The organism is Bradyrhizobium sp. USDA 4011, from assembly GCF_054063415.1.
Genome location: NZ_JBSSGG010000001.1, coordinates 3,816,340 through 3,841,497 on the forward strand (window position 1 = coordinate 3,816,340; position 25,158 = coordinate 3,841,497).

Here is a 25,158-nt window from a genome sequence, read left to right on the forward strand (position 1 = left end):
GGCTCCAACAAAAAGTCCGGTCAACATGTCGGAGTGCCGGTCGCGGGCCCGTCCTCCGGATGCGCTATCACTGCGCGCGCGGTTCCGGCTCATCCTCCTCATCGATCACAAGGATCTCCCCGTCATGACTTCGATCACGCCGTTCCTCTGGCTCGACAACAACGTCCGCGACGCCGTCGCCTTCTACAAATCGGTGTTTCCCAACGCCGAGATCGAGACCGTCAGCGATTTCATGGCGAGTTTCGAGCTCGAGGGGCAGCGGTTCTACGCGCTCAATGGCGGACCGCAGCACAAGTTCAACGAGGCGGTGTCGTTCTTCCTCAGCGTCGAGACCCAGGAGCAGGTGGATTACTTCTGGGAGAAGCTCACCGACGGCGGCCAGGAATCGCGCTGCGGCTGGCTCAAGGACCGCTTCGGCCTGTCCTGGCAGGTGATCCCGACGGCGCTGAGCCGCTATCTCGGCGATCCCGACCGCAAGGCGGCCGATCGCGCGATGCAGGCGATGCTGAAGATGCAGAAGATCATCATCGCCGATCTCGACAAGGCCTTCGCCGGCTGACGGCGATGCAGCGTGGACGGCGGGCCAGGCGCCCGCCGCGTCAGGGCTTGCGGCGGCTTACGCGTACCGCCCGTGGCAGTGCTTGTACTTCTTGCCTGAGCCGCAGGGGCAGTCCTCGTTGCGGCCGACCTTGCCCCAGCTTGCCGGGTCATTCGGATTGCGGTCGGCGGCCGGCATGCCCGGCGCCAGCGAGGCCTGGGCGTAGGTGGCTTCGGTCAGGCGAGCCTGCGCGAACTCGTCCTCGCCGGTGTGGGGATCGAGCTTGTGCGCTTCCATCGGCGGCAGCGGCATCGCAGGCTCGTCCGGCGGCACGATCTCGACCCTCATCAGCTGCGCGGTGACCGCCTCGCGCAGATGCGCGCTCATCTCCTGGAAGAGATTGAAGGCCTCGGTCTTGTACTCCTGCAACGGATCGCGCTGGCCGTAGCCGCGCAGGCCGATCACCTGGCGCAGATGGTCGAGCATGATCAGGTGCTCGCGCCAGAGATGGTCGAGCGTCTGCAACAGGATGGTCTTCTCGACGTAACGCATCACGTCGGGGCCCCATTGCGCGACCTTCGCCGCCATGCGCTCGTCGACATGATTCTCGATGCGGTTGAGCAGCTCCTCGTCGGCGATGCCCTCTTCCTTGGCCCATTCGTCGACCGGCAGGTCGACGTCGAGCACGCGCTTCAGCTCTTCCTTGAGGCCGGCGGTGTCCCACTGCTCGGCATAGGCGTGCTCGGGGATGTGCTTGGCGACCACGTCCTCGACGAAGGCGTGGCGCATGTCGGTCACGGTCTCGACGACGCTGTCGTCCTTCATCAGCTCGATGCGCTGGTCGAAGATCACCTTGCGCTGGTCGTTCTGGACGTTGTCGAACTTCAAGAGGTTCTTGCGGATGTCGAAGTTGCGCGCCTCGACCTTCTGCTGGGCCTTCTCCAGCGCCTTGTTGATCCAGGGATGGATGATGGCTTCGCCTTCCTGCAAGCCGAGCCGCTGCAGCATACTGTCGAGCCGGTCGGAGCCGAAGATGCGCATCAGGTCGTCTTCCAGCGACAGGAAGAACTTGGAGCGGCCGGGGTCGCCCTGACGGCCGGAACGGCCGCGCAGCTGGTTGTCGATGCGGCGGGATTCGTGGCGCTCGGAGCCGATGATGTAGAGGCCGCCCGGCTTCTTCACCGTCTTGGCGGGCTTGTTGCCCTTGGCGGGCTCGACCTCGAAATCCTCTTCCGCCTTCAGCACCAGCTCGCGGAAGCGTTCGATGTCGGCCTTGATCAGCTCGATCTTCCTGGCCTTCTCGGCCTCGTCGGTGATCGCGGCGGTCTCCTGCTGGATCCGCATCTCAAGCGAGCCGCCGAGCTTGATGTCGGTGCCGCGGCCGGCCATGTTGGTCGCGATCGTGATCGCGCCCGGCACACCGGCTTCCGCGACGATATAGGCTTCCTGCTCGTGGAAGCGCGCGTTCAGCACCGCGAACAGCTTTGCAGGCTTGCCCGCGCGCGCCGCGGCGTAGAGCTTCTCCATCCCGGACTCGGAGGTGAAGTCGATCTGCTTGTAGCCGTGCTTCTTGAGGTACTCGGCCAGCACTTCCGACTTCTCGATCGACGCCGTGCCGACCAGCACCGGCTGCAACCGCTTGTTGGCGCGCTCGATCTCGGCAAGGATCGCGGCGTATTTCTCGTTCTGGGTGCGATAGACCTCGTCGTCCTCGTCGAGACGCGCCACCGGCAGGTTGGTCGGGATCTCCACGACCTCGAGCTTGTAGATGTCGAACAGTTCGTCGGCTTCGGTCAGCGCCGTGCCGGTCATGCCGGACAGCTTCTGGTACATCCGGAAATAGTTCTGGAAGGTGATCGAGGCCAGCGTCTGGTTCTCGGGCTGGACCGTGACGTGCTCCTTGGCTTCCAGCGCCTGGTGCAGCCCTTCCGAATAGCGCCGGCCCTGCATCATACGTCCGGTGAACTCGTCGATGATGATGACCTCGTCGTCGCGAACGATGTAATCCTTGTCGCGCGTGAACAGCGTGTGCGCGCGCAGCGCCTGGTTGACGTGATGCACGACGGAGACGTTCTCGACGTCGTACAGCGACTCGCCCTTGAGCTGGCCGGCGTCGCGCAGCAGGTTCTCCAGCTTCTCCATGCCGCCTTCGGTCAGCGTCACCGTGCGCTGCTTCTCGTCGACCTCGTAGTCGTCTTTCTTGACGAGCTTCGGCATGAAGGTGTCGATGGTGTTGTAGAAATCCGACCGGTCGTCGAGCGGGCCGGAGATGATCAGCGGCGTGCGCGCTTCGTCGATCAGGATGGAGTCCACTTCGTCGACGATCGCGTAGAAATGCTCGCGCTGGACCATGTCCTCCAGGCGGTACTTCATGTTGTCGCGCAGGTAGTCGAAGCCGTATTCATTGTTGGTGCCGTAGGTGATGTCGCAGGCATAGGCGGCCTTGCGCTCGGCGTCGTCGAGGCCGTGCACGATCACGCCGGTGGTCAGCCCCAGGAACGAATAGATCTGGCCCATCCAGCCGGAGTCGCGGCGGGCGAGGTAGTCGTTGACGGTGACGACGTGGACGCCCTTGCCGGCGAGCGCGTTGAGGTAGACCGCGAGCGTCGCGACCAGCGTCTTGCCTTCGCCGGTCTTCATCTCGGCGATGTCGCCCTCGTGCAGCACCATGCCGCCGATCAGCTGGACGTCGAAATGGCGCTGGCCGAGCGTCCGCTTGGCCGCCTCGCGCACCGTGGCGAAGGCCGGAACCAGGATGTCGTCCAGCGTCTTGCCGCTGGCGAGCTGCTGCTTGAATTCGGCGGTGCGGGCCTTGAGCTGGTCGTCCGTCAGTTTGACGAGTTCGGGCTCCAGGGCGTTGATGGCGCTGACGCGGGACTGATACCCCTTGACCCGACGGTCGTTGGCGGAGCCGAAAAACTTGCGGGCGAGCGCGCCGATCATGCGAAATTCCTGTTCTTCGGTCTCGAGTTCGGTCTTGGTTCAGTCTTGAGTTTCAGTCTTGGAATACAGCCTGAGACGGTCCGCCGGATTGCCTATCAACTCACCGTGACGCGCTACGGTTCGAGCCCCGACCCGGGGCTCCCTAGCCAATTGAGTGGGAAACAGGCCATCCTGGGTTCAACGGCGAAAAACGCAGCAAAATAAGCGCTCTCACCGCTGACACGGTCGGCCAGAGATATGGCCCGGTCGGGGGGTTGTCAACGCCGCCAAGATGTCAAGGAATTCATCATTTTGACAAGACTTTCGCGTTGCCAATGTAACACGATTGGGCGAGTGTCCGCCCCGCTCGAGCTTCCCCCCTTTAGACCAAGGATTTTGCATGACCACCTCGCCTCCGGAAACCAAAACCGGCCTGCGCCTCGGCCTCGCCACCCTGGCCGCCACGGGCTGTCTTGTCGCAGTGCTGGCTGCCGGCCTCCCGGTCCGCGCCGCGGAATCCGACCCGGTGCTGGCGAAGGTGAACGGTTCCGAGATCCATGCCAGCGACGTCGCGCTCGCCGAGGAGGAACTCGGCCCGAGCCTGGCGCAGATGGACCCCGCGACCAAGAAGGACAACGTGCTGTCCTTCCTGATTGACATGAAGATCGTGTCCAAGGCCGCCGAGGACAAGAAGATCGAGAACAACGACGACTTCAAGAAGCGGCTCGCCTTCACCCGCAACCGCCTGTTGATGGACAGCCTGCTTGCCAGCGAGGGCAAGGCCGCGACCACCGACGACGCCATGAAGAAGGTCTATGAAGAGGCCTCCAAGCAGATCACCGGCGAGCAGGAAGTGCGCGCCCGCCACATCCTGGTCGAGACCGAGGACGAAGCCAAGGCGATCAAGGCCGAGCTCGACAAGGGCGCGGACTTCGCCGAGCTCGCCAAGAAGAAGTCCAAGGATCCCGGCGCCTCCGACGGCGGCGACCTCGGCTTCTTCACCAAGGAGCAGATGGTGCCGGAATTCTCCGCGGTCGCCTTCACGCTCGAGCCGGGCAAGATTTCCGATCCGGTCAAGTCGCAGTTCGGCTGGCACATCATCAAGGTCGAGGAAAAGCGCAACCGCAAGGCGCCCGACTTCGAGCAGGTGAAGGCCCAGATCGAGACCTATGTGACCCGCAAGGCGCAGGCCGATTATGTCGCCAAGCTGCGCGAGGCCGCCAAGGTCGAGCGCCTGGACAAGCCAGCCGAGACGGCCAAGGACGCGACGGCGCCGGCGGATGCCGCCAAGGACGCGCCGAAGCCCGCCGACAACAAGATGGCGCCGGCGAAGAAGTAAGCTTCGCGAACGTTGTTGCAGTTGCGATGGCCGGGCATGTCCCGGCCATTTGCTTTTGCGGTGAACCGTAGCCCGATGAAGCCAACGGGTTGCGAACTCTTCTCCTTCCCCCTGAAAGGGGGAAGATCGGGATGGGGGTCAGCCACGGGCGACACTGCTCGCGGAGAGAGCGGATCCCCACCCGCTTTGCTCTTCGAGCAAAGCGACCTCCCCTTTTCAAGGGGAGGTTGGAGGCGGCCCGGACCAAGTTCTTTGAACAATTAGTGACAGCCGCAATCGCACCCGCGCCCTCTCCCGCTTCAGCCGGCGAGATGTTATGCAGCGCTTCCCTCCCCGTAGCCGGAAGCCTCTCATGTCCACCGCCGTCTCCCCCCTCGCCCCGCCCGACGTTCCCGAGATGCCCGTGATCGCGGGTGTGCGGCTTGCGACCGCTGCCGCCGGCATCCGCTACAAGGGCCGCACCGACGTGCTGCTCGCGCTGCTGGACAAGGGCACCACGGTGGCCGGCGTCTTCACCAAGTCGAAGTGCCCGTCGGCGCCGGTCGAATGGTGCCGCGCCAAGCTGAAGGGCGGGGCTGCGCGCGCGCTGGTGGTCAATTCCGGCAACGCCAACGCCTTCACCGGCAAGACCGGCAAGGCGTCCACCGCGCTGACCGCGCAGATCGCGGCGAAGGCGGTCGGCTGTTCGACGGCGGACGTGTTCCTTGCCTCCACCGGCGTGATCGGCGAGCCGCTCGACGCCACCAAGTTCGACGGCGTGCTGGCGCAGCTCGCGGAGACCGCGACCCCCGATCTGTGGATGGACGCGGCCAAGGCGATCATGACCACCGACACCTTCCCGAAGGTCGCCACCGCGACCGTCAAGCTCGGCAAGGCCAAGGTGACGATCAACGGCATGGCCAAGGGCGCCGGCATGATCATGCCCGACATGGCGACCATGCTGTCCTTCGTCTTCACCGACGCGCCGCTGTCGGCATCCGTGCTGCAATCCCTGCTCAAGGCCGGCGTCGAGGACACCTTCAATGCGCTGACCATCGACGGCGACACCTCGACCTCGGACACGTTGCTCGCATTTGCGACCGGTGCCGCTGCAGCCAATGGCGCGCCGAAGATTTCGCGCGCCAGCGACCCGCGCCTGAAGGCCTTCACCAAGGCGTTCCAGCAGATCCTCGCCAATCTGTCCGAACAGGTGGCGCGCGACGGCGAAGGCGCGCGCAAGCTGGTCGAGGTCGTGGTCGAGGGCGCGACGACAAAGCCGTCGGCGCGCAAGATCGCGATGTCGATCGCCAATTCGCCGCTGGTGAAGACCGCGATCGCGGGCGAGGACGCCAATTGGGGCCGCGTGGTGATGGCGGTCGGCAAGGCCGGCGAGCCCGCCAACCGCGACAAGCTCTCGATCTCCTTCAACGGCATCCGCGTCGCCAGGAGCGGCGCGCGCGATCCGTCCTACAATGAGAAAGAAGTATCGGAGGCGATGAAAGCGCCGAAGATCCAGATCAAGGTCGCGCTCGGCCTCGGCAAGGCGAGAGACCGGGTGCTGACCTGCGACCTCACCAAGGAATACGTCGCGATCAACGGCGATTACCGGTCGTAGGGTTCTCCGTTATTGCGAAGGGCGAAGTATCGGACCCGTCATCCTGAGGAGCGCGTAGCGCGTCTCGAAGGATGCACGGCCATCAGCCGGGCCGTCGACCCTTCGAGACGGCCGCTTCGCGGCCTCCTCAGGGTGACGGTGAGAGATAAGACTCGCGGCCTTAACTGCTGATCCGCGCGTCGGCGACTGCCTTCTTGAACAGCGCATTCATCGCGTCCGCGATGCCTTGCGTCGGGCTGACCTCGAAATAGAAGCCCGGCGACGCACAGGCCTGCATGTTCTGCGCGATCTGGCTGTTCGGCGAGGGGCCGAACGGGCCCTGATTGAACGGATCGATCCAGGTCATGTACCAGTTGTTGGTCTGCAGTTGCAGATAGGTGGTGTAGAGCACCGCGATCTTGATGTTGCGCTTCTTGATCGCATCGCAGAGCGCCGGATTGATCGGCGACTGGCAGCGATTGCTGCCGGTGATCGGCTTCAGGCAGCTTGAATTCGGCTCGTCGGCGACCCCGTCGGATACGAAGAACAGATATTTGAGCGGCGCCGACGACGTGCCCGCGCCCGGGTTTGCGATCGCGTTGTTGATCTGGGGGAAAATCGTGGTGAACTGGCTGTCCTTGTCCGCGGTGTAGGCATCGTTGTTGCCGTAGACGCCCATCAGATCGATGTTGCCGGCCGCCGACTTCGCGCTCGACAGGCTTGACGACAGCGAGAACAGACTTCGCAGTCCATAGGTCTTCGAGGACGCGCCGAAGTCATAGATCGCCATCCGGAACTGGCTCGAATAGGTCTGGGTCGCCGCCGCGGTGTCCATCAATTGCTGGGTCGCGCTGCGAAGCACGTCGATCCGCGTCGTGACGCCAAGCGATTTCGCCAAATTGTAGTAGTTGTTGGGGTCGTTGTAGTCGTGGCAGGCGAAGGCGCACTGGTCGTTCGGTTTGAAGCTGTTGCCGGTGGTGGCCGTGACCAGCTTGGCGACGTCCGTCGGCGTGGCGCCGACCCCCATCGACGGCGAATTGTCGAGCAGCAGATAGAAATCGATATAGAGCGGCATGTTCGCGGTCGAGGTCGAGGTGCCCGACACCGACACCTTGCTCCGCCCCAACACGCCGAGGAACATGGTCGGGACATCTGCGGTGAATTGGACCGTCGAGGTGATGGTGCCGCCGCTCTTGGTCATGGTCGGCGTCACGCTGGTCAGCGTGAAGCCGTTCTGGTTGAGGACGTTGCCGTTGAAGATCTTCCTCGCGTCGGCCTCGCCGGCCGAAATCTCGCCGTCCGAGGTCATGGCGCCGGCCGCGATGAAGCCGGGCGATGCTTTGGCAACCGATCCGACGCTCGCCGCGTCGGCGGCGGATATCAGCTTGCTGCGGATCTGATTGGCGCAGGAATAGTCGACCGCACATCCGACCGCGACCATGAGCGGCAGCAGGGCGAGGCCGAAGATCATCGCGATGTTGCCGGAGCGATCGCGGCGGAAACGGCTGACGGTCCGGAGCAAGGTGCGCATGGGTTATATCGGCAGAGAAAATGATGAGCTGATAAATCAGGACCTTCACCCTGCCGGCTGCGCATTAAGGCCGACTTATCGCGAATGCAGAAAAAGCGCACAGGCACAAATCGTTTGGCTGACGGCGCGTTGCTGGTTAATGAAAGCTTGCAACATCAGAAGGAACATTCGTGCTGCATGGCTGACATCAAGCTGACCCTCGTCGTCGCCTGCGCGCTGGTCGATGCCGACAAGCGCGTGCTGCTGGCGCAGCGTCCCGAAGGCAAGGCGTTGGCGGGGCTGTGGGAATTCCCCGGCGGCAAGATCGAGCCCGGCGAGCGGCCGGAACAGACCCTGATCCGCGAGCTGCACGAGGAGATCGGCATCACCGTGAGCGAGCCGTGCCTCGCACCGCTGACCTTCGCCAGCCATGCCTACGAGACCTTCCATTTGCTGATGCCGCTCTACATCTGCCGGCGCTGGGAGGGCATGGCGGTGGCGCGCGAGGGCCAGAACCTCGCCTGGGTCCGCGCCGGCAAGCTGCGCGACTACCCGATGCCGCCGGCGGACATTCCGCTGCTGCCGCATCTGATGGATCTGTTGCTGTGACCTTCTTCGCCTCCCCGCTTGCGAGGGAGGCGCGCTGTCAAAATATCGAAAACAACCCCATGCAAAGGAGCCGGCGGTGGCCGGCGTTCGACCGGGCTGCTTGACACGTCGGGCAACTCACGGGTATTTTTCCAATATTCCGAAATTTTGCAGGCACGCTCCTTCCCGCTTGCGGGGAAGCGTCGGCCGCCTTCGGCGGCAGTCTCTAAGAGACGCCGAAGCAAAGATTTCGCCGGCGCGCGATGAGCAAACCACCGTAAGGGACGCACAATGGACGGGCTCCCTCCCCCCTTGCGGGGGAGGGCTGGGGAGAGGGGTGCCACGCGGCGCGCTCTCTCAGCATACATCTCGAAGACGAGTGCAAAATTGCGAAAGCGATGATCACACTAGTATGTCGCCCGGGGCCACCCCTCTCCCCCACCCTCTCCCGCAAGGGGAGAGGGAGCCCTAGCACCGCGCGCGCCTAACGCTTCACTTGCTTCACTGCCGCCTCCAAACTCGCTTTCGCCGAGCCGGGCTTCAGCGGCTTCGGCTGGCTGTCGTGCGGCGCCCAGCCGGACAGCCAGACGATGTCGAAGGTGGCGCGGATGCGGCCGTCGGCATCGGCGAAGCGTTCGGCATAGATCTGCGCCATGCGCAGCATGGTGGCGCGGCGGGTCGGAGTGTGACGGCGCTCGCGCAGCACATTGGTCGCGCCCATCCGCCTGAGGTCAGCCATCAGCGCGAACGCGCTTGAATAGCGCACCACGACGCGGTCGACGTCGGTCACCGGCAGCGCGAAGCCGGCCCGCTGCAACAGCGCGCCGATGTCGCGCAGATCGGCGAATGGCACAACGCGCGGCGACACCCCGCCCTCGCACTCCGCCTCCGCCGCGGCAAAGCTTTGCCTGAGCTCGGTCAGCGTATCGCCGCCGAGCATCGCAGCGAGCAGCAGCCCATCCGGCTTCAGCACCCGGCGGATTTGCGCCAGCACGCCCGGCAGATCGTTGACGAACTGGAAGGCGAGCGCCGAGACCACGAGATCGAGCGATTCCGGCAGCAGCCCGAGCGCTTCCGCCTCGCTGAAGCCGATCGCATCGACCGCCGCGACACGTCCGCGCAGGGCCTCCGTGATCCCATCACCCGGCGTCCAGACATCGGCCGCTGAAGCAAAGCTGCGCGATACCGCCTGCAAGCGGTCGGCCATGTCTTCGCTGGCACGCTCGAGCAGGAACGTCGCCGCCCCCTCGCGCCGCGCGCGCGCCAGCCGCGCGCCAAGCAATGCGCGATCGAACAGGATCGGGGCCGTGGCCGGGGTCGTTGCCATCCGCGCTGGTTACGCCGGACCGCCGCCGCAGGCAATGCGCCTTGAGCCCGTGCGGCTCAAACGCTAGCCTCATCAGCCATGGACGCCGAGGCATCACCGACACGCTCCATTTCCGGTCACATTCAGCGTGCGCTCGGCACGGTCGGCGGCGCGTGGCTGCGTACCGCGCGGCTGGCGCTCGACATCGCGCTGCCGACGCTGTGCGTGTCCTGCCGCGAGCCGGTCGATGGCGAGGGCGTCTGCGCGGCCTGCTGGGCCAAATTGTCGTTCATCGCGCCGCCGTTCTGCCCGCGGCTCGGCATTCCCTTTGTCTACGATCCCGGACCCGAGCTGCTGTCGATGGAGGCGATCGCCCATCCGCCCGCCTACCAGCGCGCCCGTGCCGCGGTGCGCTATGACGACGTCGCGCGCACCCTGGTGCACGCATTGAAATACCAGGATCGCACCGATCTGGCGCCGACGATGGGCCGCTGGATGGCGCGGGCGGGGAAGGAATTGCTCCAAGGCGCCGACATGCTGGTGCCGGTTCCACTGCACTGGCGGCGCGGCTGGAGCCGGCGCTACAACCAGTCCGGCGCGCTGGCCAAGGTGATCGCGCGCCAGAGCGGCGTCAAAATGGTCTCCGAGGCGCTGCGGCGCACCCGCGCCACCGAGCAGCAGATCGGGTTGTCGCGCAAGGACCGCGCCAGCAATGTGCAGGGCGCATTCGGGGTCACCGATGAACGCAAGGCTCACATCCAGGGCCGCCGCGTGATCCTGGTCGACGACGTCCTGACCTCGGGCGCCACAGTGGATGCCTGCGCAAGGGCGCTGTTGCGCGCCAAAGCCGCGCAGGTCGATGTGCTGGTGTTTGCCCGGGTTGTCGATACCCACCGCGCTCCCATATAATCTGTCATTCAGGTTCAACCGAGCGCACCATGACCGCTGCCATCGAAATCTACACCCGCCCGGGCTGCGGCTATTGCACCGCGGCCAAATCACTTTTGACGCGCAAGAACGCTGCGTTCACCGAACTGAGCGTCGCCAGCAACCCGTCCTATCGCGACGAGATGTACGACCGCGCCGGCACCGGGGCGACCTTCCCGCAGATATTCATCGGCACGACCCATGTCGGCGGCTGCGACGAGCTCTACGCGCTCGATCGCGAGGGCAAGCTCGATGGCCTGCTCAGCAACGGAGGCGGCGCCTGATGAGCACGGACAACATTTTCACCGCCGCCATGGTGCAGATGCGCACCGGATTGCTGCCGGAGCCGAGCCTGGAGCAGGGCACGCGGCTGATCCGCGAAGCGGCGGCGCAGGGCGCCAAATACGTGCTGACCCCCGAGGTCAGCAACATGATGCAGCTGAACCGCAAGGCGCTGTTCGAGCATCTGGCGAGCGAAGAGGACGACAAGTCGCTGCAGGCCTATCGCGCGCTGGCCGCCGAGCTGAAAATCCATCTGCATATCGGCTCGCTGGCGCTGCGCTACTCGCCGGAGAAGGCGGTCAACCGCTCGTTCCTGATCGGGCCCGAAGGCAATGTGCTCGCGAGCTACGACAAGATCCATATGTTCGACATCGATCTGCCGGGCGGCGAGAGCTATCGCGAATCGGCCAACTACCAGCCCGGCGAGACCGCCGTGATCTCCGACCTGCCCTGGGGCCGGATCGGACTGACGATCTGCTACGACGTGCGCTTCCCGGCGCTGTATCGCGCGCTTGCCGAGGCCGGCGCGTCGTTCCTCACCGTGCCGTCCGCCTTCACCCGCAAGACCGGCGAAGCGCATTGGCATACGCTGCTGCGCGCCCGTGCCATCGAGACCGGCTGCTTCGTGTTCGCTGCGGCGCAGGCCGGCCTGCATGAGAACAAGCGCGAGACCTTCGGGCATTCGCTGATCATCGACCCCTGGGGCGAGATCCTCGCCGAGGGCGGCGTCGAGCCCGGCGTGTTCCTGGCCGAGATCGATCCTTCCAAGGTTGAGACCGCGCGCAAGACCATCCCTTCACTTCAGCACGGCAGGCGTTTCGGCATCGCCGACCCCAAGGCCGGCCCGGAGCATCTGCACCTCGTCCGGGGTTCGGCATGATCCGCTACACGCTGCGCTGCGAGCGCGGCCATCAGTTCGAGAGCTGGTTCCAGAGCTCGTCGGCCTATGAATCGCAGGAGCGGCGTCACCTGATCGATTGCCCGTCCTGCGGCTCCGATAAGATCGAGCGCGCGATCATGGCGCCGCAAATCGTCAGCAAGAAGGGCCGCGAACCGGCCCGACCGGCACCGGCCGCCCCCGTCGAGGCGGCGCCTGCCGAATCGACGTCGCTGATGATGGCGCAGGAGCGCGAGCTGCGCAGCAAGCTGAAGGAACTGCGCGACCACATCGTGAAGAACGCCGACAATGTCGGCGACCGCTTCCCGAACGAGGCGCGCAAGATGCATTACGGCGATATCGAGCACCGGCCGATCTATGGCGAGGCCTCTCCCGAGGAGGCGCGCGCGCTGATCGACGAAGGCGTCGAGGTCTCACCGCTGCCGACGCTGCCGGAAGACCGGAATTGACCGCGACCTGGCAGGTCTGGGCGTTCCTTTCGGCTATTTTCGCCGCCCTAACCGCGATCTTCGCCAAGGTCGGCGTCGAGGGCATCAACTCCGATCTCGCCACCCTGATCCGCACCCTGATCGTGCTGATCACGCTGTCGGCCATCCTGTTCGCGACCGGGCAATTCACCCAGGCCGGACCGATCTCGGGCAAGAGCTGGCTGTTCCTGCTGCTGTCCGGGCTCGGCACCGGCGCGTCGTGGATCTGCTATTTCCGCGCGCTCAAGCTCGGGCCCGCCACACTTGTCGCGCCGATCGACAAGCTCAGCGTGGTGCTGGTGGCGCTGTTCGGCGCCGTGTTCCTCGGCGAGCGCCCGTCGGCCTATGGCTGGATCGGGATCGCGCTGATCTCGGCCGGCGCGGTGCTGATCGCGGTGAAGGGGTAATCTTACGCGGCGATCAGCAGCGCGACGCCGATCACGATCAGGACGATGCCGATCACCTCACGCAGCGAGAACGGCTGCTTGAGCGAGACATACGCCACGCCCTGCGCGAACAGCACCTCGATCAGCGCCAGCGTGCGCACATTGGCGGCGGCGGTGAGTGCGAACGCCAGGAACCAGAATTGCGAGGAGAACGCGCCCATGAAGCCCGCGAACATCGACGGCCGCCACAGGCCGAGGATTTTCCGCAGCACGTCGGGCGCACGCAGCAACAGATAGACCGACAGGATCAGCGTCTGGACGAGCAGGCTCCACATCAGCGTGTACGACGCCGCGGTCACGAACGAGACGGAAGGCACGGCAATGATCGCGCCGCGAAAACTCACCGCCGAGATCGCGAACACCGCGGCGGCGCCGAGGCCGAGGCCGGTCGGCCGCAGATCGGCAAAGCTCCTCGAGCCGCCCGGCCTGAGCGCGGTGATGACGACGCCGATCGTGGCGATCACGATCGCGATCACCTTAGGCGTCGTCAGATGGTCGCCGAGAAAGATGAAGCCGAAGATCGCGGTCTGGATCGCCTCGGTCTTCATGTAGGCCGTGGTCACCACGAAGGAGCGGTCGTTCATCGCCAGCAGCATGAAGCCGGTGCCGACGATCTGGCTGAGCGCGCCGGACAACAGCCACGGCCAGAACGACGCCGCCGGCCACGGCACGCCATCGCCGGTCAGCAGCACCGCCAGCGCGAAGAACACCACCGCGAACGGCAGGCCGAACAGGAAGCGGATATTGGTCGCGCCCCAGGTCCCGAGCGGCCCGGTCAGATGCCGCTGCATCGCATTGCGCGCCACCTGGCCGAACGCAGCGACGATCGTGAAGGGAATCCAGAGCGATGCGATTGTGAACATGCGGGATGAGGAAGGCGTGCCGGGCGAGAGTGCGCGCAGCGTGCCGATTGGCACCGGGACGGTCAACTAGAACGGTGCATGACAGGATTGCGTGGCATCCGCAAACCCGGTGTCGTCCCTGCGAACGCAGGGACCCATATGTGGACGGCCCCCGTGGCACAAGAGCTTTCTGGGATTGATCGGATCGCTTGCATCCATATGTCCGGCCTGTTGAGTGCGATCGAATGAATCGCTGGCCAAGATGGTTTGCGCGATGCGAGTTCCAAACAACCACGCGACCTGTTGACGGCCGATGGGTCCCACGGATTGTCTCGCATCGTTGCTCGATCGATCGCTCCATCTGCTCTTGCAGCTCCGGTCGGTCGGTCGGCGAGCGAGCCCGCCGGCCGGCCAATCTGTTAAGCGGTACCCGTCGTAGCGGCATTCAGCCGTGCGGCGTCATAACTCTCACCCGTCACCATCAGCTTCCAGGCGATGCGCGCCACCTTGTTGGCAAGCGCTACGGCCGCAAGCTTCGGCGGCTTGCGCTTGATCAGCGCCAGTAGCCAGCGCGAGTGATGACCGCGTCCGCGCCTGGCCTGCTGGATCACCGCCGTGGCCCCGACGACCAGCAGACGGCGCAGGTCCTCATCGCCCGCCCGCGTGATCTTGCCAAGCCTGGTCTTGCCTGCGGTGGAGTGGTCCTTGGGCGTGAGGCCGAGCCAAGCCGCAAAGTGACGACCTGAGCGGAACGCGGCCGGATCAGGTGTCTTCATCACCAGCATCGTTGCAATGATCGGACCGATCGACGGAATCTGCGCCAGGCGCCGGCCCGTGGCATCGCCGCGGTGCCAGGCCATCAGCTTGGCCTCAACCGCCTCCAACTCGTCCTCGAGCCTGACGCACTCCCGGCCCAGCATGGCAAACAGCTCGCGCGCCAGAGCGGGAAGCGTCTCGTCCTGCGCGATCCGCGCCAGCAGCGGTTCGATCGCCTCCAGCCCCTTGGGCGCGATCAGGCCATACTCCGCCGCATGGCCGCGGATCGTGTTGGTCAATTGGGTGCGCCGGGCGATCAGTCCGTCGCGGACCCCCATCAGCATCAGCGCAGCCTGCTGCTCGGCGCTTTTCACCGGCACAAAGCGCATGCTCGGCCGGCTCATCGCCTCACACAGGCCTTCTGCGTCTCGCCCGTCATTCTTGTTCCGCATCACGTAGGGCTTCACCAATTGCGGTGCCATCAGCTTCACCTCATGGCCCAGCCTGGAAAGCTCTCGCGCCCAATATTGCGACGCCCCGCAGGCCTCCATCCCGATCACCGTCGGCGGCAATTTGGCGAAGAACTCCAGCACGAGTTTGCGCGAAAGCTTCTTGCGTAAGACCGGCTGCTCGGACGCATCAACCCCATGCAGCACAAAAATATGCTTCGACGTATCCATCCCAATGCGGATAATCTGGTTCACGGACGGCTCCCATGTCTGAGATTTGTAACAACCTCATTCTGGCACACTGATGCCGTAGGGGGCCGTCCACACCATCAACCACAGGAAGCGGTTCGTGGCACACCGGTCAGACAAGCAGAGCTGCAGCTTGCCCTGGAGCGATCATCGAAACGCCGACCGTCGTCAAGCAACTCAAGCCGGTGGCTATGGGTCCCTGCGTTCGCAGGGACGACACCGGTGTAACGGCAAAAGCCGGGACAACATCACTGGCTGTGGTCACAGTCGGAACATACGCCGCCGCCGCAAACTCCCCGTCGTCCCTGCGAACGCAGGGACCCATCACCACAGGAAGCAGTTCGTGGCACGCCAATCAGGCAAGCAGAGCTGCAGCTTGCCCTGGAGCGATCATCGAAACGCCGACCGTCGTCAAGCAACTCAAGCCGGTGGCTATGGGTCCCTGCGTTCGCAGGGACGACACCGGTGTAATGGCAAAAGCCGGGACAACATCACTGGCTGTGGTCACAGTCGGAACATACGCCGCCGCCGCAAACTCCCCGTCGTCCCTGCGAACGCAGGGACCCATCACCACAGCAAGCGGTTCGTGGCACGCCGATCGGACAAGCAGAGCTGCAGCTTGCCCTGGAGCGATCATCGAAACGCCGACCGTCGTCAAGCAACTCAAGCCGGTGGCTATGGGTCCCTGCGTTCGCAGGGACGACACCGGTGTAACGGCAAAAGCCGGGACAACATCACTGGCTGTGGTCACAGTCGGAACATACGCCGCCGCCGCAAACTCCCCGTCGTCCCTGCGAACGCAGGGACCCATAACCACAGAGAGCGGTTCGTGGCACGCCAGTCAGACCAGCAGATCGCTTAAGTCACGCCATTCGAGATTCTCGCGCTCGATCAGTTCGATCTTCCAGTCGCGCTTCCACCGCTTGAGTTGCTTTTCGCGAGCGATAGCCTCTTCAACCCGTTCGTAGGCTTCCACGTAGACGAGGCGGTAGACACCATATGTCTTGACGAATGATGAGCCTTTCCCGGCTCTATGCTCCTCAAGCCGCTTCTGCACGGAATTCGTCACGCCGATATACAGCGTGCCATGGCGTCGGCTAGCGAGGATGTAGACGTAGTACATGCTTGGAACGCTGACCTCGCCCAGTTATGTGGGCCGGTGGTTATGGGTCCCTGTGTCCGCAGGGACGACACCGGTTGTGTGGATACGGATCGGCCTACACCTCTTCCGCCACCACCATGTAGTTCACGTCCATGTCGGTCGAGACGCTCCATTTGTCGGCGAGCGGGTTGTAGACCACGCCGGCCTGCTCGGTGACGGTGAGATTGACGTCGCCGAGATAGCGCTCGAGCTCGGCGGGGGTGACGAACTTGCTCCAGTCATGGGTGCCGCGCGGCAGCCAGCGCAGTACGTATTCGGCGCCGACGATCGCCAGCGCAAAGCTCTTCCAGTTGCGGTTCAAGGTCGAGACCACCATCAGCCCGCCGGGCTTGAGCATGGCAGCGCAGCGCTTGATGAAGGCGCCGACGTCGACGACGTGCTCGACCACCTCCATCGCCAGCACGATGTCGAAGCGCTCGCGCGCGTCCATCTCCTCCACCGTGGTGCAGCGGTAGTCGATCGACAGATGCCCCTTGTCGGCGTGCAGCTTCGCGGCCGCGATGTTGGTGGCGGAGGGATCGATCCCGATCACCTGGGCGCCGAGCCGGGTGAACGGCTCGCACAGCAGGCCGGCGCCGCAGCCGATGTCGAGCAGGCGCAGGCCGGACAGGCAGCTCAGGCTCTTGGCGTTGCGCTCGAACTTGCGGCAGGCGGCATCGCGGATATAGGTCAGGCGCAGCGGATTGATCTTGTGCAACGGCGCCATCTTGCCGCGCGGATCCCACCATTCATCCGACAATCTTGAAAACTTCGCGATTTCGGCCGGATCGACCGAGGCGGCGGTGGAACTGGAAAGCGTTGTGGCCATGATTGCGCGCGCCCCTATCGCGCGGTGATCGAATTGCGAAACGACAGCGGCGCGGCGATGGTCCTGATGGTCTCGATGCCCTCGCCGACGCCGCGGATGGTGACGTCGCCATAATTGAGCAGGCGCCCCAGGATGCTCTGGTTGACGTCGACGCTCTCGACCTTGTCGAGGCTCATCTCGAAGGTGCGCCGCTTGACGAAGCCGGTTTTGTGCACGACGCGGAAATTGGTCACGTCAGTCTCGGTCGTCCAGCGATGGAACCAGGCCGCGCCGGTCCAGTACAGCGCCGCGACCGCGACCACTGCGGCGGCCGTAAGGCAGGCCAGCACCAGGCCGTCGACCGTCGTCATCCGTGACAGGATCAAGAGCGCCAGGACCAGGATCCAGGCCGCGATCGCCGGCAGATAGAACATCCAGTGTGCATTGGTGGAATACAGCACCTTCTCGCCAGGCTGCAGGATTTCGTCGATGTAGCGTCCCATCCAATCCGCCTTCGCGTTGCCCCCGCGTTACCCTTGCGCCACAGCCCGGCCGCAACCAGCAAAACACCCCCAAAAGACCCTCGGGGGACCCCTACCAACCGGCTTGCCCCCGGGCGCGGCGCTATGTATACGCGCCTTTCGGTGCCCGCGCTTGCGGTTTTCGGCGTGGGTTAACCTACTTATCCTCTTAAAGGAATAGACGCGTCGTCATGGGCCGCCTCGTGATGAAATTCGGCGGTACGTCCGTCGCCAATATCGACCGTATCCGCAACGTCGCCCAGCACGTGAAGCGCGAGGTCGACGCCGGCCACGAGGTCGCCGTCGTCGTCTCCGCGATGTCCGGCAAGACCAACGAGCTGGTGGCCTGGTGCACCGAGGCCTCGCCGATGCACGACGCGCGCGAATATGACGCGGTGGTCGCCTCCGGCGAACAGGTCACTTCGGGCCTGCTCGCGATCGTGCTGCAGGGCATCGGCATCCAGGCGCGCTCCTGGCAGGGCTGGCAGATCCCGATCAAAACCTCGGACGCGCATGCCTCGGCGCGCATCCTCGATATCGACGGCAGCGAGATCATCGGCCGTTTCAAGGAGCGCAAGGAAGTCGCCGTGATCGCCGGCTTCCAGGGCATCAACCCGCAGACCGGCCGCATCACCACGCTCGGCCGCGGCGGTTCGGACACTTCGGCGGTGGCGATCGCGGCCGCGCTACGCGCCGACCGCTGCGACATCTACACCGATGTCGACGGCGTCTACACCACCGATCCGCGCGTGGTGCCGAAGGCCCGCCGGCTCGACAAGATCGCATTCGAGGACATGCTGGAGCTGGCCTCGCAGGGCGCCAAGGTGCTGCAGGTCCGCTCGGTGGAACTCGGCATGGTGCACAACATGCCGATCTTCGTACGCTCCAGCTTCGACAAGCCAGAGGATATCGACCCGCACGCCAACCAGCCGCCGGGCACGCTGATCTGCAGCGAGGAGGAAATCATGGAAATGCACGTCGTCACCGGCATCGCCTTCTCCAAGGACGAAGCCCAGATTTCCGTGCGCCAGATCGAGGACAAGCCCGGCGTCGCCGCGGCGATCTTCGGGCCGCTCGCGGATGCCAACATCAACGTCGACATGATCGTGCAGAACGTGTCGGAGGACGGCAAGACCACCGACCTCACCTTCACCGTGCCGGCCACCGACTACAACCGCGCCAAGGACACCATTACCTCCGCCAAGGCCAAGATCGGCTATATCAGGCTCGACACCGCGACCGATGTCGCCAAGGTCTCGGTGATCGGCAGCGGCATGCGCAGCCATGCCGGCGTCGCGGCGAAGGCGTTCAAGGCGCTGGCCGATCGCAACATCAACATCCGCGCCATCACCACCTCCGAGATCAAGTTCTCGGTCCTGATCGACGCCGCCTACACCGAACTCGCGGTCCGCACGCTGCACACGCTGTACGGGCTGGACCAGGCGTAGAGGGGGCGAGCGGCGGAGCAGGCGCCTCACCTTCGTCATTGAGGGCCCGCGAAGCGGGACCCAGGAGGCGCGACCTCCAGTACGCAGGTGCGCACCGGGGAATGACACGGGGATAAGGCCCCGGGGCCTTGGCATTGGAACAGGCAGCCTCCGGTACCGGTACCCCGGAGTTAGAATTTCTCTTAGCGGGCGCAGCATCGGGCTGACGCAGACGTTATTTGCTACTGGCAGGCGTTTTGCTTGGCAAAGCGAGCCTCGATTGGCTATACGGCCAGTCAGGTGGGCTGTCGCAAACTGTGGCACAGTTTGTGCGATCCCGAATCGGCGGGAACTGGCGCGAGCGGCGACGCCGAATGACTAAAATTGTTGTGTTTGACGAGTATTGCGCCAACGGCCAGCCGGCCCCGTGCGCCGGCCTGGTGGGGAGGGACTGAAGCACATGCGGAGCGCGTCGGGAGGCCCCCGCGTCCTGTTGAGGCGGCTCCGCGAAACCATGGCGGAGCAAGTCTCCGCCCAGGAACGCCTCGACAAGATCGTGGTGCTGATCGCGGCCAACATGGTGGCCGAGGTCTGCTCCTGCTACGTGCTGCGCATCGACAACACGCTCGAGCTCTACGCCACCGAGGGTCTGAACCGCGACGCCGTGCACCGCACCGTGCTGAGCGCCCATGAAGGCCTGGTCGGCCTCGTCGCCAGCGAGGCGACGCCGCTCAATCTCTCCGACGCGCAAAGCCACCCCGCCTTCGCCTACCGCCCGGAGACCGGCGAAGAGATCTACCACTCGTTCCTCGGTGTGCCGATCCTGCGCGCCGGCAACACGCTCGGCGTGCTTGTGGTGCAGAACCGCGCCAAGCGCACCTATGTCGAGGAAGAGGTCGAGGCGCTGCAGACCACCGCCATGGTGCTGGCGGAGATGATCGCCTCGGGCGAGCTTGCCGCGCTGGCCCAGCCCGGCGCCGAGCCCGCCGCGCGGCACTCGCTGCACAAGACCGGCGCGGTGCTCTCCGACGGCATCGCGCTCGGCCATGTCGTGCTGCACGAGCCGCGCGTCGTCATCACCAACTACATCGCCGAGGACCTGCCGAAGGAGATCAAGCGGCTCGATACTGCGCTCGCCAATCTGCGCGCCGATCTCGACCGCATGCTGGAGCGCGGCGACGTCGCCGAAGGCGGCGAGCATCGCGATGTGCTGGAAGCCTACCGCATGTTCGCCAACGACCAGGGCTGGTCGCACAAGCTGCATGAGGCGGTCGCCACCGGCCTCACCGCGGAAGCCGCCGTCGAACGCGTGCAGTCCGACACCCGCGCGCGCATGCTGCGCTCGACCGATCCTTATCTGCGCGACCGGCTGCACGATCTCGAGGATCTCGGCCATCGCCTGATGCGGCAGCTGGTCGGCCAGGACCATGCGCCGACGCGCGAGCAGCTGCCCGACAACGCCATCCTGATCGCGCGCGCGATGGGCCCCGCGGCACTGCTCGACTATGACCGCAAGCGGCTGCGCGGCCTGGTGCTGGAGGAAGGCACCGCGAATTCCCACGTCTCGATCGTGGCGCGCGCGCTCGGCATTCCCGCGGTCGGCGAGGTGCCGAACGCGCCCGGCATTGCCGATCCGGGCGATGCCATCATCGTCGACGGCATTTCCGGCGAGATCTATGTCCGCCCCTCCGCCGAGATCGAATCCGCCTACGCCGAGCGCGTCCGGTTCCGGGCGCGGCGGCAGGCGCAATATTCGGCGCTGCGCGACAAGCCCTGCGTGACCAAGGACGGCCAGCCGATCGAGCTCCTGATCAACGCCGGCCTGACCATCGACCTGCCGCATATCGAGGACACCGGCAGCGCCGGCATCGGCCTGTTCCGTACCGAATTGCAGTTCATGGTGAGCCCGAGCCTGCCGCGTTCGAGCGACCAGCTCGCGCTGTACCGCACCGTGCTCGATGCCGCGGGCGGCAAGCCCGTCACCTTCCGCACGCTCGACATCGGCGGCGACAAGGCGCTGCCCTACATGGAGACCGTGGTCGAGGAAAATCCCGCGCTCGGCTGGCGCGCGATCCGGCTCGGCCTCGACCGCCCCGGCCTGCTGCGCGGCCAGATCCGCGCGCTGCTGCGCGCCGGCGGCGGCCGTGCCCTGAAGATCATGTTCCCGATGATCTCCGAGATCGCCGAGTTCGACCAGGCCAAGGCGATCGTCGAGCGCGAGCTGACCTATCTGCGCCAGCACGGCCATTCGCTGCCCGAACGGATCGATATCGGCACCATGGTCGAGGTGCCGGCCCTGCTCTACCAGCTCGACGAGCTGCTGAAGAAGGTCGACTTCGTCTCGGTCGGCTCCAACGACCTGTTCCAGTTCCTGTTCGCGGTCGATCGCGGCAATGCCAAGGTCTCGGAACGCTTCGACACCCTGTCGGCGCCGATCCTGCGCGCGCTGCGCGACATCGTGCGCAAGGCCAAGATCGCGAAGAAAGCCGCCTCGCTGTGCGGTGAGATGGCGTCGAAGCCGATCGGCGCGCTGGCGCTGATCGCGCTCGGCTATCGCTCGCTGTCGCTGTCGGCGACCGCGCACGGCCCGGTCAAGGCCTTGATCCTCGACCTCGACGCCAAGAAGGCCGAGGCGATGATCAATCCGCTGCTGGACGCGCCGGTCGGCAGCGTCTCGATCCGCGAGGCGCTGACGAAGTTTGCGGAAACCGAGGGGCTGGCCTTGTAGCGACGCTGCCGTCGCCTCCGCCACCCTTCGCGCTTTCAGCAATTCGAGACTCCGCCATGCTACCCGAAGCCAAACTCGACGTCCTGCTCGCCCATCACGCCTCGCTCGAGGCCGAGCTGCTCGGCCAGGTCAACTCCGAGCGCTATGTTGCGATCACGCGCGAGCTCGCCGAGCTCAATCCGCTGATCGATGCGGTGAAGACCTATCGCTCCGCCCGATCGGAACTCGCCGACACCAAGGCGTTGCTGGCCGATGCGGGGACCGATTCCGAGATGCGCAGCATGGCGGAAGCCGAACTGGAAACGCTGCAGGCGCGCATCGGCGATCTAGAGCAGAAGATCCGCGTCGCGCTGTTGCCGAAGGACGCGATGGACGACCGCAACGTGGTGCTGGAAATCCGCGCCGGCACCGGCGGCGACGAGGCCTCGCTGTTCGCCGGCGACCTGTTCCGGATGTACGAGCGCTTCGCGGCCTTGCAGGGCTGGAAGGTCGAGGTGATCTCGGCGAGCGAAGGCACTGTCGGCGGCTACAAGGAAATCATCGCCGAGGTGCAGGGCCGCGGCGCCTTCGCCAAGCTGAAATTCGAGTCCGGCGTGCACCGCGTGCAGCGCGTGCCCGACACCGAAACGCAGGGCCGCATCCACACCTCGGCCGCCACGGTCGCGGTGCTGCCCGAGGTCGAGGACGTCGACGTCGACATCAAGGACACCGATCTGCGGATCGAGACCATGCGCGCCGGCGGCGCCGGCGGCCAGCACGTCAACAAGACCGAGTCCGCAATCCGCATCACCCATCTGCCGACCGGCATCGTGGTGATGATGCAGGACAGCCGCTCGCAGCACAAAAACCGGGCGTCGGCGATGAACATCCTGCGCTCGCGTATCTATGACGCCGAGCGCCAGCGCGTCGATGCCGCGCGCTCCGCCGACCGCAAGGAGAAGGTCGGCTCCGGCGACCGCTCGGAGCGCATCCGCACCTATAATTTCCCGCAAGGGAGAGTCACCGACCACCGCATCAACCTGACGCTCTACAAGCTGCCGCAGGTGATCGCGGGCGAGGCGCTCGGCGAATTGATCGATGCGCTGACCACCGAGCACCAGGCCGCGCAGCTCGCGGCACAGGGCGCGGCGGCGTGAACCGATCCGGCTGCTGGCTCCATTGATCGTCGTCGTCCCTGCGAAAGCAGGGATCCATAACCACAAGGCGTCATTGTTGATCCCGATATCGACCCCGACCGCCCAGATCGAAGGGCCGCGGCATATGGGCCCCCGCTTTCGCGGGGACGACGGGCGGTTGGTGTTGCGCGAGGACACGGTGTGATGGCGCCTGTGGTCAACGCAACAGTCGAGAGCGCCCGCCGCGCACTGGCTGCGCGGCTGCAATCGGCCGGCAACGATTCCGCCGACCTCGATGCACGGCTGCTGGTCGGCGCGGCGCTTGGCCTCGATCTGACCGGCACGGTCACGGGAGCGAAACGTACGCTGACCCCGGACGAAGCGGATCGCCTCGAGAACCTCGCGCTGCGCCGCCTCGCCGGCGAGCCGGTCGCGCGCATTCTCGGCATCAAGGAATTCTGGGGACTGCCGCTGCATCTGACCGCCGCAACGCTGGTGCCGCGCCCCGACACCGAGACCGTGGTCGAGCGTGCGCTCGAGCTGCTGCGCGCCGACGGCGCGGCCGGGCGCGCGTTGCGGATCGCCGATCTCGGCACCGGTTCCGGCGCGATCCTGCTGGCGCTGCTCTCGGAACTGCCAAACGCGCACGGCTTCGGCACCGACATCTCCGCGGAGGCGCTGCAGACGGCGAGCCGCAACGGCGCCGAGCTCGGGCTTGCCGATCGCGCGACATGGATCGCGTGCGACTATGGCAGCGCTCTGACCGGCGCGTTCGACCTGATCGTGTCCAATCCGCCCTACATCCCCTCGGCCGACATCGCCGGTCTCGCCATTGAGGTGCGCGCGCACGACCCGCGCGCGGCGCTCGACGGCGGGGCCGACGGGCTCGACGCCTACCGCACGCTGATTTCGCAATCTGCGGGTCTTCTGACTTCAGGTGGATTTCTGGTTGTGGAAGTCGGACAGGGCCAAAGCGGCGACGTTGAAGCGCTGATGACGGCTTCCGGGTTATCCCCAACGGGGCCGCCCAAAGCCGATCTCGGGGGCGTTCCGAGAGCCGTTTCAGCCCGCCGGCTGCCCCGATAAAGTCCTATTGGAACGCAAAAAAACCTCTTGGAATATCCCCCGGGAACGACTACGTTCCGCCCACAACATCGGTGCTGGCCCCGTAACCGTTACGGGTGATGACCAGGGTTCAGCAGAGCCCGCCGATCGAAAGGTTCCAGGAACGCAGGTCTCATTGAGCGCAATAGCCGAAGCTGTGCTGCTCTCGACCGCCAAGCGAACGAAAGCCTGTTATTGCGCTTGAACACTTACGCACGAGAACTGGGCCTGTCTCGACGGGCGGAATGATTTTGTCGCTGGCGTGTTTGGCCGGCGGCGGTTGGGGAACGCGTCTTTGCTGAACGCGACTTTGCTGAACGAGATGGTCGGCGACATCGATGCCACTTCGAACGGTATTGCGATTCCGTGTGCCTAGGCGCGCGCCGAATCGGACTCTGAGAATCGGACTGTGGACTGCAATAACTTCAGGGCTGGAATAAAAGGCGACAGATGAGAAACGGTCAGAACAACAAGCGGATGCGCAACCGGAATAACAACAACAATAACAACAACAATAACCGGCGCGGCCAGAATCCCCTGACACGGGTGTACGAATCGAACGGACCCGACATCAAGATCCGCGGCACGGCCTCCCACGTGGCCGAGAAATACGTCCAGCTTGCGCGCGATGCACGCTCCTCCGGCGATCCGGTAGCAGCCGAGAACTACTACCAGCACGCCGAGCACTACTACCGGATCATCGCGGCCGCGCAGGAGCAGTTCCGGCAGAATCAGCAGCAGCCGCGCCCCGACGCCGAGGTGACGCAGACCGAAGACGACGACAGCGACGGCTATTCGAGCTTCGGCCAGGAGCCGGGCTTCGTGCCGCAACAGCAACAGCCATTCATGCGCGACAACGCCCAGCAGCCCTACCAGCAGCCGCGGGAGCATCGCGAACGTGATCAGCAGCCGCGAGAGCCGCAGCCGCGTGAGCACCGCGAACGCGAGCATCGTCCGCAGCCGCAATATCAGCCGCAACCGCAGATCCAGCCGCAGCCGGTGCTGGCCGATGCCGGCGGCGTCGATCGTCTGCCCTCGTTCATCACCGGCGGCGCGCCGCCGCAGGCCAACGGTGGCGCTTATGAAGCCAACAATGGCGGCGCAGAACGCGGCGAACGCAGCGAGCGCTTTCCGCGCCGTCGCCGCCGTCCGCACGGCCCGCGCCCCGACATGGCGGCGCAGCCGGCGCCGAGCGACGACTTCAATCCGGGCAACGAGTAAC

23 protein-coding genes are annotated in these 25,158 nt (G+C 65.2%); 15 read left to right on the top strand and 8 right to left on the bottom strand.

From position 1 onward, the window contains the following. Positions 1-124: 124 nt before the first annotated feature. Positions 125-559 (top strand): VOC family protein, encoded by a 435-nt coding sequence (locus tag ACVW1C_RS17820; RefSeq protein ID WP_173640120.1) that lies wholly within the window; start codon positions 125-127, stop codon positions 557-559. Between the two features lie 57 nt (positions 560-616). On the opposite strand, the gene secA is transcribed toward ACVW1C_RS17820, so the two are convergent. Continuing rightward, positions 617-3,481 carry a preprotein translocase subunit SecA gene (secA, locus tag ACVW1C_RS17825; RefSeq protein WP_456759543.1) on the bottom strand — a complete coding sequence of 955 codons (2,865 nt, stop codon included), beginning with the start codon at positions 3,479-3,481 and terminating at the stop codon, positions 617-619. A gap of 379 nt (positions 3,482-3,860) precedes the next feature. On the opposite strand from secA, the gene ACVW1C_RS17830 reads away from it, so the two are divergent. Together ACVW1C_RS17830 and argJ are read left to right on the top strand one after the other, a co-directional pair. Continuing rightward, positions 3,861-4,799 (top strand): peptidylprolyl isomerase, encoded by a 939-nt coding sequence (locus ACVW1C_RS17830; protein ID WP_176396250.1) that lies wholly within the window; start codon positions 3,861-3,863, stop codon positions 4,797-4,799. A 352-nt stretch (positions 4,800-5,151) separates the two neighbouring features. Next, positions 5,152-6,393, top strand: coding sequence for a bifunctional glutamate N-acetyltransferase/amino-acid acetyltransferase ArgJ (argJ, locus tag ACVW1C_RS17835; RefSeq protein WP_456759544.1), 1,242 nt, complete (start codon positions 5,152-5,154; stop codon positions 6,391-6,393). A gap of 160 nt (positions 6,394-6,553) precedes the next feature. Here the strand turns inward: argJ and ACVW1C_RS17840 are convergent, their stop codons facing one another. Next, positions 6,554-7,903, bottom strand: a complete 1,350-nt coding sequence (locus ACVW1C_RS17840; RefSeq protein ID WP_456759545.1) for a TadE/TadG family type IV pilus assembly protein — start codon at positions 7,901-7,903, stop codon at positions 6,554-6,556. On the opposite strand from ACVW1C_RS17840, the gene ACVW1C_RS17845 reads away from it, so the two are divergent. Next, a complete protein-coding gene (locus tag ACVW1C_RS17845; protein ID WP_456759546.1) occupies positions 7,902-8,099 on the top strand; it encodes a hypothetical protein in 198 nt (65 codons plus the stop codon). The two genes, ACVW1C_RS17840 and ACVW1C_RS17845, sit on opposite strands and share 2 nt — an antisense overlap. Continuing rightward, complete coding sequence (locus ACVW1C_RS17850) at positions 8,081-8,491, top strand: (deoxy)nucleoside triphosphate pyrophosphohydrolase (protein ID WP_050630700.1); 411 nt, start codon at positions 8,081-8,083, stop codon at positions 8,489-8,491. The genes ACVW1C_RS17845 and ACVW1C_RS17850 overlap by 19 nt, the downstream gene beginning before the upstream one ends. Before the next feature lie 463 nt (positions 8,492-8,954). On the opposite strand, the gene ACVW1C_RS17855 is transcribed toward ACVW1C_RS17850, so the two are convergent. Further along, complete coding sequence (locus ACVW1C_RS17855; RefSeq protein ID WP_456759547.1) at positions 8,955-9,797, bottom strand: methyltransferase domain-containing protein; 843 nt, start codon at positions 9,795-9,797, stop codon at positions 8,955-8,957. A gap of 78 nt (positions 9,798-9,875) precedes the next feature. Here ACVW1C_RS17855 and ACVW1C_RS17860 point away from each other — a divergent pair, with 78 nt between their 5' ends. Genes ACVW1C_RS17860 through ACVW1C_RS17880 form a run of 5 tightly spaced genes read left to right on the top strand, consistent with a single transcriptional unit; the run spans position 9,876 to position 12,757 of the window. Continuing rightward, the gene (locus tag ACVW1C_RS17860; RefSeq protein WP_456759548.1) at positions 9,876-10,685 is read left to right on the top strand and encodes a ComF family protein; all 810 of its coding nucleotides are present in this window, start codon (positions 9,876-9,878) and stop codon (positions 10,683-10,685) included. Between the two features lie 29 nt (positions 10,686-10,714). Further along, positions 10,715-10,987 (top strand): glutaredoxin 3, encoded by a 273-nt coding sequence (gene grxC, locus ACVW1C_RS17865; RefSeq protein ID WP_456759549.1) that lies wholly within the window; start codon positions 10,715-10,717, stop codon positions 10,985-10,987. Next, complete coding sequence (locus ACVW1C_RS17870; protein WP_092120177.1) at positions 10,987-11,865, top strand: carbon-nitrogen hydrolase family protein; 879 nt, start codon at positions 10,987-10,989, stop codon at positions 11,863-11,865. Before grxC ends, ACVW1C_RS17870 begins: the two co-directional genes overlap by 1 nt. Beyond that, positions 11,862-12,332 (top strand): DUF1178 family protein, encoded by a 471-nt coding sequence (locus ACVW1C_RS17875; RefSeq protein ID WP_456759550.1) that lies wholly within the window; start codon positions 11,862-11,864, stop codon positions 12,330-12,332. The genes ACVW1C_RS17870 and ACVW1C_RS17875 overlap by 4 nt, the downstream gene beginning before the upstream one ends. Further along, positions 12,329-12,757: an EamA family transporter gene (locus tag ACVW1C_RS17880; protein WP_456759551.1), complete on the top strand. Its 429-nt coding sequence runs from the start codon at positions 12,329-12,331 to the stop codon at positions 12,755-12,757. Before ACVW1C_RS17875 ends, ACVW1C_RS17880 begins: the two co-directional genes overlap by 4 nt. 2 nt (positions 12,758-12,759) lie before the next feature. On the opposite strand, the gene ACVW1C_RS17885 is transcribed toward ACVW1C_RS17880, so the two are convergent. The 5 genes from ACVW1C_RS17885 to ACVW1C_RS17905 all read right to left on the bottom strand — a co-directional run bounded on the left by ACVW1C_RS17885 (position 12,760) and on the right by ACVW1C_RS17905 (position 17,544). Then, complete coding sequence (locus ACVW1C_RS17885; protein WP_456759552.1) at positions 12,760-13,659, bottom strand: EamA family transporter; 900 nt, start codon at positions 13,657-13,659, stop codon at positions 12,760-12,762. Between the two features lie 398 nt (positions 13,660-14,057). Continuing rightward, positions 14,058-15,098: an IS110 family RNA-guided transposase gene (locus ACVW1C_RS17890; RefSeq protein WP_456759367.1), complete on the bottom strand. Its 1,041-nt coding sequence runs from the start codon at positions 15,096-15,098 to the stop codon at positions 14,058-14,060. Between the two features lie 835 nt (positions 15,099-15,933). After that, a complete protein-coding gene (locus ACVW1C_RS17895; RefSeq protein WP_456759553.1) occupies positions 15,934-16,215 on the bottom strand; it encodes a GIY-YIG nuclease family protein in 282 nt (93 codons plus the stop codon). A gap of 94 nt (positions 16,216-16,309) precedes the next feature. Next, a complete protein-coding gene (gene ubiG, locus ACVW1C_RS17900; protein ID WP_456759554.1) occupies positions 16,310-17,062 on the bottom strand; it encodes a bifunctional 2-polyprenyl-6-hydroxyphenol methylase/3-demethylubiquinol 3-O-methyltransferase UbiG in 753 nt (250 codons plus the stop codon). 14 nt (positions 17,063-17,076) lie between these two features. Beyond that, positions 17,077-17,544 (bottom strand): PH domain-containing protein, encoded by a 468-nt coding sequence (locus ACVW1C_RS17905; RefSeq protein ID WP_456759555.1) that lies wholly within the window; start codon positions 17,542-17,544, stop codon positions 17,077-17,079. A gap of 209 nt (positions 17,545-17,753) precedes the next feature. Between ACVW1C_RS17905 and ACVW1C_RS17910 the strand changes: the two genes are divergently transcribed. The 5 genes from ACVW1C_RS17910 (at position 17,754) to ACVW1C_RS17930 (ending at position 25,157) form a co-directional block, all read left to right on the top strand. Then, positions 17,754-19,010 carry an aspartate kinase gene (locus ACVW1C_RS17910; protein ID WP_456759556.1) on the top strand — a complete coding sequence of 419 codons (1,257 nt, stop codon included), beginning with the start codon at positions 17,754-17,756 and terminating at the stop codon, positions 19,008-19,010. Between the two features lie 439 nt (positions 19,011-19,449). Continuing rightward, entirely contained in the window at positions 19,450-21,717 is a 2,268-nt protein-coding gene (gene ptsP, locus ACVW1C_RS17915; protein ID WP_456759557.1) for a phosphoenolpyruvate--protein phosphotransferase, read from the top strand. Positions 21,718-21,773: 56 nt separating this feature from the next. Further along, positions 21,774-22,853 carry a peptide chain release factor 1 gene (prfA, locus tag ACVW1C_RS17920; RefSeq protein WP_456759558.1) on the top strand — a complete coding sequence of 360 codons (1,080 nt, stop codon included), beginning with the start codon at positions 21,774-21,776 and terminating at the stop codon, positions 22,851-22,853. Between the two features lie 183 nt (positions 22,854-23,036). Next, on the top strand, positions 23,037-23,918 hold the full coding sequence (prmC, locus tag ACVW1C_RS17925) for a peptide chain release factor N(5)-glutamine methyltransferase (protein WP_456759559.1): 882 nt from the start codon (positions 23,037-23,039) through the stop codon (positions 23,916-23,918). Positions 23,919-24,386: 468 nt separating this feature from the next. Next, entirely contained in the window at positions 24,387-25,157 is a 771-nt protein-coding gene (locus ACVW1C_RS17930; RefSeq protein ID WP_456759560.1) for a DUF4167 domain-containing protein, read from the top strand. Position 25,158: the final 1 nt, after the last annotated feature.